This window comes from Gelidibacter sp. (assembly GCF_053579655.1).
On record NZ_JBMDWE010000060.1, the window covers coordinates 1 to 13,058 of the forward strand.

13 protein-coding genes are annotated in these 13,058 nt (G+C 38.4%); 8 read left to right on the forward strand and 5 right to left on the reverse strand.

Annotated elements, in window-relative coordinates; genetic code table 11:
- Window positions 1-624, reverse strand: a 624-nt coding sequence (locus ACOH2D_RS17700; protein WP_449536093.1) for a histidine kinase, incomplete at its 3' end; no start/stop codon positions are given.
- Window positions 625-646: 22 nt separating this feature from the next.
- Complete coding sequence (locus tag ACOH2D_RS17705) at window positions 647-1,270, reverse strand: tetratricopeptide repeat protein (RefSeq protein WP_449536094.1); 624 nt, start codon at window positions 1,268-1,270, stop codon at window positions 647-649.
- A 434-nt stretch (window positions 1,271-1,704) separates the two neighbouring features.
- Between ACOH2D_RS17705 and ACOH2D_RS17710 the strand changes: the two genes are divergently transcribed.
- From ACOH2D_RS17710 to ACOH2D_RS17740, 7 genes are all read left to right on the forward strand, one after another.
- Window positions 1,705-2,409, forward strand: coding sequence for an esterase family protein (locus tag ACOH2D_RS17710; RefSeq protein ID WP_348034878.1), 705 nt, complete (start codon window positions 1,705-1,707; stop codon window positions 2,407-2,409).
- 73 nt (window positions 2,410-2,482) lie between these two features.
- Window positions 2,483-3,445, forward strand: a complete 963-nt coding sequence (locus tag ACOH2D_RS17715; protein WP_449536095.1) for an ATP-grasp domain-containing protein — start codon at window positions 2,483-2,485, stop codon at window positions 3,443-3,445.
- A 67-nt stretch (window positions 3,446-3,512) separates the two neighbouring features.
- On the forward strand, window positions 3,513-4,607 hold the full coding sequence (locus ACOH2D_RS17720; protein ID WP_348034876.1) for a carboxylate-amine ligase: 1,095 nt from the start codon (window positions 3,513-3,515) through the stop codon (window positions 4,605-4,607).
- Between the two features lie 10 nt (window positions 4,608-4,617).
- A complete protein-coding gene (locus ACOH2D_RS17725) occupies window positions 4,618-5,436 on the forward strand; it encodes a type 1 glutamine amidotransferase (RefSeq protein ID WP_348034875.1) in 819 nt (272 codons plus the stop codon).
- 6 nt (window positions 5,437-5,442) lie between these two features.
- Window positions 5,443-6,642 carry a hypothetical protein gene (locus ACOH2D_RS17730; RefSeq protein WP_449536096.1) on the forward strand — a complete coding sequence of 400 codons (1,200 nt, stop codon included), beginning with the start codon at window positions 5,443-5,445 and terminating at the stop codon, window positions 6,640-6,642.
- A gap of 261 nt (window positions 6,643-6,903) precedes the next feature.
- Window positions 6,904-7,086 carry a hypothetical protein gene (locus tag ACOH2D_RS17735; protein ID WP_348034873.1) on the forward strand — a complete coding sequence of 61 codons (183 nt, stop codon included), beginning with the start codon at window positions 6,904-6,906 and terminating at the stop codon, window positions 7,084-7,086.
- Complete coding sequence (locus ACOH2D_RS17740) at window positions 7,074-7,370, forward strand: type II toxin-antitoxin system RelE/ParE family toxin (protein WP_348034872.1); 297 nt, start codon at window positions 7,074-7,076, stop codon at window positions 7,368-7,370. The genes ACOH2D_RS17735 and ACOH2D_RS17740 overlap by 13 nt, the downstream gene beginning before the upstream one ends.
- A gap of 350 nt (window positions 7,371-7,720) precedes the next feature.
- On the opposite strand, the gene ACOH2D_RS17745 is transcribed toward ACOH2D_RS17740, so the two are convergent.
- The 3 genes from ACOH2D_RS17745 to ACOH2D_RS17755 are packed head-to-tail and all read right to left on the reverse strand — an operon-like array spanning window position 7,721 to window position 11,172.
- Window positions 7,721-8,923: an ATP-grasp domain-containing protein gene (locus tag ACOH2D_RS17745; protein ID WP_348034871.1), complete on the reverse strand. Its 1,203-nt coding sequence runs from the start codon at window positions 8,921-8,923 to the stop codon at window positions 7,721-7,723.
- Between the two features lie 60 nt (window positions 8,924-8,983).
- Window positions 8,984-10,396 (reverse strand): leucyl aminopeptidase family protein, encoded by a 1,413-nt coding sequence (locus ACOH2D_RS17750; RefSeq protein ID WP_348034870.1) that lies wholly within the window; start codon window positions 10,394-10,396, stop codon window positions 8,984-8,986.
- A gap of 5 nt (window positions 10,397-10,401) precedes the next feature.
- A complete protein-coding gene (locus ACOH2D_RS17755; protein WP_348034869.1) occupies window positions 10,402-11,172 on the reverse strand; it encodes an alpha/beta hydrolase in 771 nt (256 codons plus the stop codon).
- A 306-nt stretch (window positions 11,173-11,478) separates the two neighbouring features.
- Here ACOH2D_RS17755 and ACOH2D_RS17760 point away from each other — a divergent pair, with 306 nt between their 5' ends.
- Window positions 11,479-12,408, forward strand: a complete 930-nt coding sequence (locus tag ACOH2D_RS17760) for a TlpA family protein disulfide reductase (protein ID WP_449536097.1) — start codon at window positions 11,479-11,481, stop codon at window positions 12,406-12,408.
- Window positions 12,409-13,058 lie beyond the last annotated feature (650 nt).

Sequence of the window (13,058 nt, forward strand, 5' to 3'; positions counted from 1 at the left end):
TTGCTCTAAAACATAGCGATATATTTTTGATAACGATACTGTAAAACGTTGGGCATTCTCCGGATTCTCTTCTATTAAAGACGTCAAGACATTTAAACTGTTGAACAAAAAGTGAGGATCGATCTGATTTTTTAAACTCTCAAATTGTGCGCTGGCGGTCGTTGCAATGACTTTTTGTTCCTTAATTTTATTCTGTTGGTACTTATTATAAAAATAAACGAAATGATAGATAATGACGATGGTCAAAGTAATCCACAGACCAAAACTATATTGGTCCCATCTTTGGTTTTTCAGGAACTCAAGCCAGGGCACACCAGCATAGAGGATACGTTGTATTCCATGCAAAACAAACAACCCAGCCATGGTGATCACTACGGAGCCAGCAATACCAATAACAATCCGTTTGATGCCTTCCTCCTTTTTCCAAGTGCGTTTTTCTAGACAATCGAAATAATAGAAATTCGAATACCCCAGCAGAAAAGCATAGAGCTGATAAAATCCAAATTCAATAAAAAACTCATTAAGTGAATCATAATTAAATCCATCTGAAAGAAGGTTGGCAATTACATATACGCCACAGCCAATTAAGAAGGTGAGGTATAAGGTTTTCAAGGATTTGTTCATCTTAGGATTTGTATAAATTGGATTACTCGTTACAGGATTTCAATATTGATGTGGCGTGCTCAATCCCCCAGTGAGGATAAAATGGTGTTTCGGGTTTAAAGTTAGCAAATAGTTCAATGGCTTTTTCCACATCTTTGCAATACGGTTTGGTATCCTGACCAAAATAACGAGCGCTTCCCATATTCCATTCTGCCCTGCCGAGCACCACCATTGGATTATTGGGTGCCAAGGCATAAGCTTTATTATATAGATCCGATATTTTAGCCGAATATTTCATGCCATAAGTCATCCCATCAAAAGCCACCCAATTGGTCAATATCTGTGCTTGCATGACCAAAATATCTGCATTGTCCTTTTCAATCACCATCGCATCGTTGAGATAATTTTGTGCTTTTTGTAATTGGGTTTTTACTTTATCCGCATCCTTCTCTTCCCAAGTTTTTAAACTGTTGAGTTGCGCGATATAGTAGTTGGGTAACCATTCCTTAGGCTCAGCCGCCGCGATACGTTCAAAAAGCTGTTCGGCTTCCGTCCATTTATTGTCTTGCCAAAGATCAAAGGCTTTCTGCATGCCTTTGTCATAATTACTTTGTGCCGACATTATTCCAGTCATAAATAAAACGGTAACGATAATTAAGTGTTTCATAAGATTGTTATTTAAGGGTTAATGAATAATTATAGGTGCAATACTATTATCAGACAAATATCCATTTCCTCAGAAAAATTCTAAAAATTGTATGACCCAATTGTTAAATGAGACGGATGAATTGTAAAACTATCCTCAAAATCGACATCCATGCCTAAGATTCACACATGAAAGAAAAAACATTCAGACTGAAAGAAGTATTCAATATGAAATTAATCTAATTCTATTAACAATAAATAGCAATTAAAAATAACATTTGTGCACATTACCTGAATCTTTCTCAAAAATTTAAGAATATCAGTACAGAGTACTGCATTTATAATTTAAAAAAGTATATTGTTGTATCCAATTCCTAAACAAACTCAACTTCTGCACTAAAAAAGCATTCTGTTTGCAGCGTAGAGTTTAGATCTAACATATTTAAAAACACGCTATTGAAAGAGCAACACCATAAGTGGTATTCACCCACCCTTAGCAAAGACATCGAAATGCTTGTTTTTGGGCATTCGGGTTATCCGGTCATTCTTTTCCCCACAACCATGGGCAAGCACAATGAATGCAAAGACATGAAGCTAGTGGAATCCGTGAGGTGGTTTGTTGAAGAAGGAAAAGTACAAATCTACTGTCCAGATGGCATTAATGAGCTGAGCTGGTACAACAAACAAATTCATCCCTCACAACGCGCCAAAAACCATGAATGGTATGATCAATTTATATTAAATGAAGTGGTCAATCCCATTTGCAAAGATAAAGGTTTACCAAAAGTTGCCGTTGCAGGACCGAGTTTTGGAGGTTACCAAGCCTCAAATTTCGCTTTTAAACATCCAGAGAAAGTCAGCCATATGTTTAGCATGAGCGGAGCCTTTGATATCAAATCCTTTGTTGACGGCTATTATGATGACAACGTGTTCTTCAATAATCCCATGGATTACCTTCCGGGCAGCATCCATCCTGATTTATGGAAAATGAAAATCATTTTGGGCGTTGGCGATTGGGATATTTGTTTGGAAGCGAATGATAAGATGGCAAAAATATTGAATGCCAAAAACATTCCATTTTGGTATGACGTTCGTAAATGGGCAAAACACGATTGGCCATTATGGCGTCAGATGTTTCCGGAATACCTATCAAAACTTTAATAAACCAGTAGAAACAACAAAAACAACTATTATATAGATTCCCTCCTTTGAGGAAATGACAAAATTCAGATTTATGAAAAAAATAGGCATTTTATTCGGGCAAGAAAACACGTTCCCTCAAGCATTTATTGACCGCGTCAATGAAAAAAAGGTAAAAGGCATCATGGCTGAAGCGGCTTCCATAGATATGGTTGAACAGGCTAAACCTACAGATTATGCGGTTATCATCGACCGGATTTCTCAAGATGTTCCCTTCTATCGCGCCTACTTGAAAAATGCAGCAATTTCAGGAACTGCCGTGATCAACAATCCCTTCTGGTGGAGTGCTGATGAAAAATTCTTCAATAACGCCTTGGCAGAAAAAGTAGGCGTTCCAGTACCAAAAACCTTTATTTTACCAACTTCACATCGACCTCCAGACACGACTGAAAACTCGTTCCGCAATATGAAATTCCCATTTGCTTGGGAACATATGTTTGATACCATTGGTTTTCCCGCCTATATGAAACCCCATGATGGCGGCGGCTGGAAAAGTGTTTATCGTGTCGAAAATCCGCAAGATTTATGGAAAAAACATGCCGAAACAGAAAACTTGGTCATGATGCTGCAAGAAGAAATCAATTTTACAGAATACTTCCGATGCTATGTATTGAATACGGATAATGTCCACATTATGCAGTATGAACCACGTAATCCACACCATTTACGCTATGTCATTGATGGCCCGCCAGTAAAACAAGAAATCTTGGACTTAGTCAAAAAATACTGCATCCGTTTAAATAAGGCCCTGGGCTACGACTTTAATACCGTAGAGTTTGCCGTTCGTGATGGCATCCCCTATGCGATTGATTTCTGTAATCCTGCTCCAGATGCCGACCTCAATTCTGTAGGTCAGGAAAACTTTGAATGGATTGTCGAAAATGCTGCCCACATGGCCATTGAGAAAGCAAAACAATTCAAAAAGGATAAAATGAACCTTACTTGGGGAACATTTGTCAAGGATCAAATCACTGGCAAAAAGACAGTTTATAAATAGAAATTAATAAGCCTTGCGTTCGCGAATTTTCGGGACGGAAAGGTTTTCAAATAACCAACCCGATTTTATGAAATTCACAATAGGTATTGAAGAAGAATATCAGGTCATCTGCCCAATAACGCGGGAACTGGTATCACACGATCAATTAATTGTTACCGAGGCTGCCAAACTTTTAAATGAGCAAGTCAAGGCAGAAATGCACCAGGCCGTTGTAGAAGTGGGCACCAATATATGTCAGGATATTACCGAAGCGAGAAGAGAACTTACCCATTTAAGAAGGTCCGTCTCAGAAATCGCCAAGGAACTAGGTCATAAAATTGGCGCTGCGGGTACACATCCTTTTACCAAATGGGAAACGCAGTTAATCACTCCAAATCCGCGTTACGATGAAATCGTCAATGAGTTACAGGACACTGCGCGTTCCAATTTAATTTTCGGATTGCACGTGCATGTGGGCATTGCCGACAAACAATTGGCTTTGCATTTAACCAATGCCATGCGTTATTTTTTACCACATATATATGCTTTATCTACAAATTCGCCTTTTTGGGAAGGGCGAAATACGGGCTTCAAATCGTTTCGATCTAAAGTATTTGACAAATTTCCAAGAACAGGGATTCCTGGAATTTTTCAAACCGTGGCAGAATATGAGCACTATATTGACATCCTGATCAAAACAAAGTGTATCGACAACCCAAAGAAAATATGGTGGGACATCCGCATCCATCCGTTTTTCCCAACCTTGGAAGTGCGTATCTGTGACGTTCCAATGACCATCGAGGAAACCCTGAGCATCACAGCCTTAATCCAAGCTTTGGTCGCTAAGCTTTACAAACTAAAGTCACAGAACCTTAATTTTATGCTCTACCATCGTGCTTTGATTAATGAAAATAAATGGCGTGCGAGCAGATACGGAATAGATGGCAGAATGATCGACTTTGGCAAGGAATGTGAAGTACCCACCAAAGATTTAATGATCGAATTACTTGATTTTGTGGAAGATGTTGTGGACGAACTCGGCTCCAGAAACGAAATAGAGCACATCAAAACCATGCTAAAAAATGGCACAGGAGCCGACCGACAGCTCGCCAAATATGAAGAAACCAAGGATTTGATTAAGGTGGTCGACTATATTACTGAACAGACCATTTTAGGAACCTAGACAAACTCAAATGTCAAAAGAAAAATTTAAAGTAGCCATTCTCGACATGAACAACAACCAGGCCAACCAAGGGCTGCGTTGTATTGCGGACCTCGTGAATGGCTTTGAAGATGAAGTTGATTTTAAAATATTTAATGTGAGAGGCGCTCTTGAATTGCCGGATACATCTTATGATATCTACATTTCAAGTGGTGGCCCTGACAGTCCGTTGGAAGATGGCCCTTGGCGTATTCCATACCTCAATTTAGTACAGGAACTTTGGGATTTTAACAAAACATCTCCGCACCAAAAGAAATACATGTTCTTTATTTGCTATTCCTTTCAGGTGGTCTGCGATTATTTCAAACTCGGCGTAATGGAACCAAGGCGCAGCACTAGCTTCGGGGTTTTACCCATCCACAAAACCAAAGAAGGCTTAAAAGACCCTTTATTAGCAGGGCTTGACGATCCTTTTTATGCCGTCGATTCCAGAGATTGGCAATTGGTGCAACCACGATTAAAAGTTTTTAAAGGTCAGGGTGCCTCCATTTTAAGCTTAGAAAAAGTACGCAACCATGTGGATTACGAACGTGCCATTATGGCAGTTCGTTTTTCTGATGAATTTGTAGGAACGCAATTTCACCCTGAAGCAGATCCCATTGGAATGAAAGCACATTTTTTGGCAGATGCCAATAAGCATAAGGTCATTGCCAATTTTGGAGAAGAAAAATATGACGACATGATGGATAAAATGGATGATCCTGACAAAATTATCAGAACTCACAAAATCATACTTCCAAATTTTATTCGCAGCGCGATGAAACAATTGTCACCAGAACTAATCTCATAACAGCCTATGATTGCCTCCTTACGCAACGCGTTTAACGCGCAATTTACTGAAGAAAAGTATCAGGACATGTTGGCCGATGTCAACCAACAATTTAATTATACCCCCAATTTCAAAATATCTGAAACTCCTGTATTTATCCCGAATGCTTTAAAACAAAAGTTGGTTGAAGCTTGTGAGGATATCATGAAAGTGATTAATCAACCCAATTTTAAAGAACTTACAGAGGGGGCTTTTATTAAAGACAATATGCGAGTGCCCAATGAGGATAACCTTTCTAAGTTTATACAATTGGATTTTGGCGTGTGTTTGGATGAACATGGCGAATTAACTCCCAAATTAATAGAACTGCAAGGCTTTCCGTCGCTGTATTTTTTTCAGGAACTTTTGGGACATATGTACCGTAAACATTATGACGGCATTCCAGAAGATTTTTCACAACATCTCAACGGATTAACCTCAACTGAGTATATTGAACTCTTGCGCGCCGAAATTGTAGGCGGCACCAATCCGAAACAAGTGATTCTTTTAGAAATCGAGCCTGAAAAACAAGCCACGGCGATTGATTTTTTTGCGACAGAAAGTTTATTGGGTATTAAAGTACTATGCATTTCTAAATTGATCAAAAAAGGAAAACAGTTGTTTTACTTAGACGAAAACGAAGTGGAAATTCAAGTCTTAAAAATTTACAACCGTATTATTTTTGATGAATTGGACCAACGCGCCGACTTAAAACGGGAATACGATTTTAAGGATGAAGTGGATATTGAATGGATCGGACATCCTAATTGGTTTTTCAGAATCAGTAAGTTTACGATGCCTTTATTAAAGGGCGATTATGTTCCAAAATCATATTATTTAGACCAGCTTGAATCCATTCCAACCGATTTAGAGAATTATGTCCTAAAACCTTTGTATTCTTTTGCTGGTGCGGGCGTTCAAATTCACGTGGACCGAGCGATGATTGATGCCGTTGAGGACAAATCCAATTATTTATTGCAAGAGAAAGTGGCTTATGCTCCTATTATTCAAACCATGGATGAGCCTGCAAAATGTGAAATAAGAATGATGTTGCTTCATAACGGCAAAACCAACAAAACTCAAATTGTCAGTAATTTAATGCGCTTAAGCAAAGGTGAAATGGTGGGCGTTAAATACAACAAGGACAAAACTTGGGTTGGTGGCAGCACTGGCTTTTTCGAACCTTGATTTATGGAATGCTAATCGGATTACAGAACGCAGACCTGCCCGTCCGTTCAGGCGGGTGACGCGGATTGTTTATGATTTGCTCTGATTTTTCTTCCAACACTAATCATCGAAATCAGTTTAATCAGCATCATCTGCATTCTTTTAAGAGCTTAACCGACATGAACTATCCATATACTGATCAGATGCTTCTAAAAATCTTGATTTTATATTTCAATCCATGCAAGTCTTTAATTTTGTATCTTACAACATCAATCCTGAGCCATGATTACAAAGTCCAATCTCATAGAACAGCTAGAACATTTACCCGAAGAATTTACTATTGACGAACTTGTCGAGCGGCTAATTCTAATCGAAAAAGTGGAAAGAGGCTACCAACAATCGGAGAGTGGAAATTATGTTTCTGAATCTGATCTGGATAATGAAATGAAAAAATGGTTCAAATAAATTGGACACATCAATCAATTGCTGATTTAAAGGATATATTCGAATATATTTCCATAGACTCCACGGCTTACGCCAAACTTCAAATCATACGAATAAAAAACCGAACCAAAATACTGCGTTCTCAAATATATTCCGGGAAAATTGTTCCTGAAATAAACAAAGCACATACTAGGCAATTGATTGAAGGCAATTATAGAATCATTTATAAAATCGTAAATCCATTGCGTGCTGATATTTTAACCGTTCATCATTCGGCAAGAGATTTAACAAACAGAAGCATTTAAAAAGATTATTGACTTCTTTCGTCATTTTATGGAACGCTGACCTACCCGTCCGTTCAGACGGTTAACGCTGATTACTTATGATAAGCACTGATTTGCTTTTTCATTGTAAGGAACAAGGCGCAATGATTTTCGAATAACACCCAGCTTTAGCTGGGGGCTAGAAAAAGAAAAGTAGAGGGCTTTAGCCAAACTGCCATCTTGAGTGCAGTTTGGGCTAAAGCCCTTTGTTCTTCTATAATTCCATACTCCGAGCTAAAGCTCGGAGCTATTCATGTCGGCACTTATAAAATAACGTATTTGCACATATAAATCTGTGAACATCTGCACAAATCAGCGTCATCCGCGTTCTATCACAAACTCTTATTCGGGGCCGGAATGCTCGCATGGAAATCTGAAACAATCCGTTTGGTGTAATTATCCAACAATTCCATAACACGTTCACTGCTGTCCGAAACCACAATTATCCCTATATGCCATTTTTTATGCATGCGCCAAACAATTTCAGGATCGTTAAAACTTGAAGTATTAGGTTTTTCAAACTTACTTAAGGACACGACGATACCCGCATATTGATGCTTGACTTCTGGTAGTTTATACGTTTCTTTTCTTAAAACCTTGGATTCAATCCGTGCCCATTCGCCCCAAAGATTGATCCCGGAAGCAAACTCGACCATTTCTGCTAAATTGGCACCACCAACTCTTGACGAGGTTTCTAAAAAGAATAATTCGCCCGTTTCTTTAGAAGCAATAAACTCGGTATGTGACGCGCCAAATTGCATTCCGAAAGCTTTCATTACCTCTGCATTCATCTTGATTAATGCCTTTTCCATTTGAGTGCCCATTTCGCAGGTTGCCGATCGGAATACGCCACCGCCATGTGAAACGTCAAGCGGCGTATCTAAATATTTACTCGCTCGGGCAAAAATCACTTTACTCTCAAGGATTAGGCCATCCACATGGTACACATCGCCCGGCGCAAATTTTTCAATCAGGTAATTATCGCGTTCGTCTTGAAGGGCATTGACAATTTGCCACAGTTCTTCCTTGTTTTTTATTTTTTTGATGCCGGTTGCGGAAGCTTCCAAACGTGGTTTCAACAACCATGGCGGACTCACACGATCAGCATAAGCGTTGATATCCACATCATTAAACAGGGCCGTAAATTCAGGCACATTAACACCTTCCTCCTTAGCTTTCATGCGCATGGCCAATTTGTCCCTAAAATAATGAGACGTGGTTCGACCCATTCCAGGCATTCTGAAATGCTCCCGTAAAAGCGCTACTTTTTCGACATCAAAATCGTCCAAAGCCACAAAACGGTCAAACTTTATAGTTCGAAATTTATAGGCGACCCCTTTGGTAACGTCGCTTTGGTTCCAGTTTTCCACATAAAACACATCATCAATCGCTTCCCATGGCCAAACCTCATGCTCCAACTTCTTTTTGGTCAATAAATACACATTATTACCTTCAGCTTTACAGCTTTTGATAAAATCAGCACCTTTATGATACGTCGTAACGCATAGAAAATTCAGGGGTCGTTTTGTGGCCATATTTTTCTGAAAGTTTATGTTAAGTGATTAATAATCTGATACAAAATACAAAATAATCAGTTACTCATCCAGAATCTGTTTGATATAATTCGTGATCAATTGCACACCATAGCCACTGGCACTTTTCATTTTAGAATACGGCGAATCGCCAAAGGAAACTCCCGCAATATCCAAGTGCACCCACGCCTTATGAGCATCCGTAAAGGCCTCTAAAAACTTAGCTGCGGTAATCGCGCCTGCTACAGGCTTTCCGCTATAATTGCGCAAATCGGCAATATCACTTTGCAAATCACTTTCATATTCTGCAAACAATGGCAATTGCCAAACACGTTCGTTAGTGTCAAAACCTATTTTTGAGAGCGTTTGCGCCATTTGGGAATTGTTAGTAAACATTCCAGCGGCGGAGTAGCCCAAGGTTTGTATCACACTTCCTGTTAAGGTTGCTAAATCGATAACCTGTTTAGGCTGAAATTCTTTAATGATATAACTCAAACCATCAGCCAAAACCAAGCGTCCTTCAGCATCGGTATCAATAATTTCAATGGTTTTACCAGAATAACTTTGGATGACATCGCCCGGCCGGTAACTATTCCTATCCACAGCGTTTTCTGCGGAAGCAACCACACCTACAATATTCACGTTAAGCTTTAGTTTTGCTACCAATTCGACAACACCTAAAACAACTGCAGCCCCGCCCATATCACTTTTCATATAGTGCAAATTGGTGGACGGTTTTATGGATAAACCTCCGGTATCAAAGGTAATGCCCTTGCCTACCAAGCCAATATCCACAGTACCGCCTTTTTTAGGCATATATTCTGTGACGATGACCACTGGCGGATTGGCACTGCCCTGCCCCACCGCCAGAACGGCACCAAAGCCTTGAACCTTCAACTCCTCTTGATGTAATACGGTGCATTTATAATGACCTTGCTCAGCGGATGCCTCAGCCCATTGTCCTAAAAACTCAGGTGTTTTTTGATTTGCTGGGGCATCGACCAAAGTTTTAATCCGATTAATGGTTTCGCCGATAGCTTTGGCTTCTTTAAGAATGCTGGTGACGTCTTTTGAACTCACCATTTCAAAAGTGAGTGCCTTAACATCCTCTTTTTTGGTTTTAAAAGCGCCCATATCATAAGCCGACAACTCAAGCCCGATGATTACTTTTTGAAGCTCAGTATCCGTAAATCCTTCGGTAATGACCTGTACTGGTTTTTTCCAGTATTTTTTATAATTGAAGCTTAGCTTCTGAAAAGCCTCATCCACTTTTACGGCATCTTTTTCTTCGCCAAGACCTAAGAGATAAATGCGATTCCCTTCGGCACCATATACCATTTGAACGGTTGCAAATTCGCCATTAAAATCCGGCTCTTTAATCGTGATAAATTGCTGAAGATGCTCCAACTGGCCTTTGCGACAAGGAACAATAACATCGTGATGTACATTAACTTTTGAAACTTGTGTAAAAATCATAGTATTTATTTAAAATAGAGCCATTTAACGGCTTTCGGAAACTCATGTCTCCAGTATATTTCGGCATGAACGCCAATTTCATTCACAGAAAAGTGAAAGTCGATATCGTGATTCTCCACCATTTTCGCCCTAAAAATAGCCTCCAATCGCTGAGCATTTGGTAAATGCTCTTTGCTTTCCATTCCCCCTGAATAGAGGTATATTTTTGATTTCTGCAACGGATGATAGGATTCAGTTTGGTTAAAAATGGTTTTTGCAATCCATAAACTCGGCGAAAAAATCATCATTTTACCAAACACCCTTGGGTTTGACAAGCCTGCATATAAGCTGATCAACCCACCCAGCGAGCTCCCTCCAATACCCGTGTTTTCAAAATCGGTAAGCGTCCTGTAATTCTTGTTAATGTAAGGAATTAATTTTTCAATAATAAATTGAATGTAAAAACTGCCTTTTCCTTCGCCATAGCGCGGATGATAATGCGGCAAATATTCATTAATACGCTCATTATCGCCATGATCAATAGCGATGATGATAAGGTCGCTAAAGCCTTCTTGCGCTAACTTCTCCAACGATTTATCAATGGCCCAATCTCCAAAAGGCGCCATAGGGTCGAACAAATTCTGTCCATCCTGCAAATAAAGCACGGGATAATGCTTATCGGTTTCGTAGTAATCATGCGGCAATAAGGCCGAAATTTTGCGCGTGGCCTGCAACTGCGGAATCTCATAAGCCTCTTCAATAACCTTTATAATGGGTCTAAAGTCCGTCACTGTCATTTAAAATAGATTAGTTAAAACGAAAATACATTTTTAAGATTTTATAAAACATTAATTTGTAAATTTATGTTAACAAAGAAGGAGTTGAGTTGTTGACATGAGCACATCTGTTTTATTCACTATGCTTTTGACTCCTAATTTTACCAACCATCCGTTACATAATAGTCAACTCATGAGGGCAACAATAGCCAACTATATTTATTTTGAAAGGATATTAATTTGGATGGAAATTAATGCTAATTTAGGCAGACATTCAAAACAGCTATTATTCCTAGCTGTGAGACCTTGTCAACAAGCGAAACAGAGATGACTAAAAAAACAGTTTTAAGGTTACTTTTAGGAATAGTGTCGCTCATCATTCCAATCGCTGTAGTCGGAATTTCAGTTAGCCGATTTTATCAATATTCGCTTCTTAAATGGGTAGGCCTTTTAATTTGCGCCCTTGGATTTTACCTGTCTGGTTTAATCAATCAAAAAACACCTTTAAAGTTTATTCCGTTTTTATACTTCGGTCTTCTTGCTTTTATACCTCTAAGATATTTCCATTTTCCTCTCAATATTTTATTCATTGTATTTGCAACGATAAGTCTTTTTATCACCCGTAAAGAATTCAAAAGATCCTATAAAGCAATTCCACTAATAGCAATGATTTTGACTTTTACATATTTCTTGTTTTCTCAACCCTTAACTTTAAGATCAGGCAATACAATTGAAAAGGATATCTATGGAGATGTAATAAACGGCAAGACGCTATGGAATTTTACACAAGAAAAAGCAAAAATATTACCTAGTGAAAGTTTTAGAGATATCAACAATAAAGAGATCAATTTAGAATCCTATCAAAATAAAACACTCTATATTTCATTTTGGGCCACTTGGTGTGCGATTTGTTTGAAAGAGAAACCAAGATTAGACAGTTTAAAAGAGCAATTCAAAGATAATCCGGATGTTGTTTTTATTGATATTTCATTGGACAAAGATGTCGAAAGATGGAAAAACTATGTTATGAAAAATGAACCTACTGGAGCTCAACTGATATCTTCAAATGAATCTGCTACCAAAAACTCATTTGATATAAGCGTCATTCCTAAACATCTTGTGGTCAACTCTAAAAGAGAATATAGAGCGATTTCCGGAATGGAATTGCCAAAAATCATCTTAGCAGATTCAACCATGGTAAATAATTATATCAACAAAAAGCTAAAACTAAAAGAAGCCTCTATAGAGAAGGAATAAAGCAATTGCGAATCACCCTAATAAAATTATAATTACACCTCAACTTTTCATCCTCGATAGGCCTTCTAAGATATTATATTTAAAATTATTGATGTCCGGTTAAGAATTTCGTCGTCCTTCAAAAGATAATACTGATAAAGGATTTTAAACGTTTTGTTCGTTAATGTCATCATTTTTCATTTTTGAGAAATGCTACCCGGATGCTAATTTCTTGGTAAATATAAATTTATAAAATCTAGATTTTAAGTGTTTTGCGGTTTGTGTCTTGATTCTTGGTTCTAACAGCTAAGCGGAGGTTACTGAGCTTGTCGAAGTGTCTTGATTCTCACAATACTGATTTAAAATAACTACCAATAAAATAACAAAATAATTACCACACTTTTTATTCGTTTACTCTTTTATATTGCAGATGACCAAACCGACTACTATTAGAAAAAACGTGACAAGTTAAAACACCGTCGGAGATGAAAATGAATGCGCTGTTGATAGACGCAAAAACTGGACAAGCTAAAAAATCCCACAACTTTTTGACTTGATCCCTTGTTATTGCCCAGCTAGAGCTCGTTTGATCCTTCATTTACCTCAGATGGCAAACCCATACAAACAAAAAAAGTCCCCAACAAATGAATGTTGGGGACTCTCAAAAAAGG

Bases quoted from the DNA above. Each gene is read 5' to 3' on its own strand.
- ACOH2D_RS17735 (WP_348034873.1), top strand. From the start codon at position 6,904: ATGATTACAAAGTCCAATCTCATAGAACAGCTAGAACATTTACCCGAA.
- ACOH2D_RS17725 (WP_348034875.1), top strand. From the start codon at position 4,618: ATGTCAAAAGAAAAATTTAAAGTAGCCATTCTCGACATGAACAACAAC.
- ACOH2D_RS17755 (WP_348034869.1), bottom strand. From the start codon at position 11,172: ATGACAGTGACGGACTTTAGACCCATTATAAAGGTTATTGAAGAGGCT.
- ACOH2D_RS17715 (WP_449536095.1), top strand. From the start codon at position 2,483: ATGAAAAAAATAGGCATTTTATTCGGGCAAGAAAACACGTTCCCTCAA.
- ACOH2D_RS17750 (WP_348034870.1), bottom strand. From the start codon at position 10,396: ATGATTTTTACACAAGTTTCAAAAGTTAATGTACATCACGATGTTATT.
- ACOH2D_RS17730 (WP_449536096.1), top strand. From the start codon at position 5,443: ATGATTGCCTCCTTACGCAACGCGTTTAACGCGCAATTTACTGAAGAA.
- ACOH2D_RS17745 (WP_348034871.1), bottom strand. From the start codon at position 8,923: ATGGCCACAAAACGACCCCTGAATTTTCTATGCGTTACGACGTATCAT.
- ACOH2D_RS17760 (WP_449536097.1), top strand. From the start codon at position 11,479: ATGACTAAAAAAACAGTTTTAAGGTTACTTTTAGGAATAGTGTCGCTC.
- ACOH2D_RS17705 (WP_449536094.1), bottom strand. From the start codon at position 1,270: ATGAAACACTTAATTATCGTTACCGTTTTATTTATGACTGGAATAATG.
- ACOH2D_RS17720 (WP_348034876.1), top strand. From the start codon at position 3,513: ATGAAATTCACAATAGGTATTGAAGAAGAATATCAGGTCATCTGCCCA.
- ACOH2D_RS17740 (WP_348034872.1), top strand. From the start codon at position 7,074: ATGGTTCAAATAAATTGGACACATCAATCAATTGCTGATTTAAAGGAT.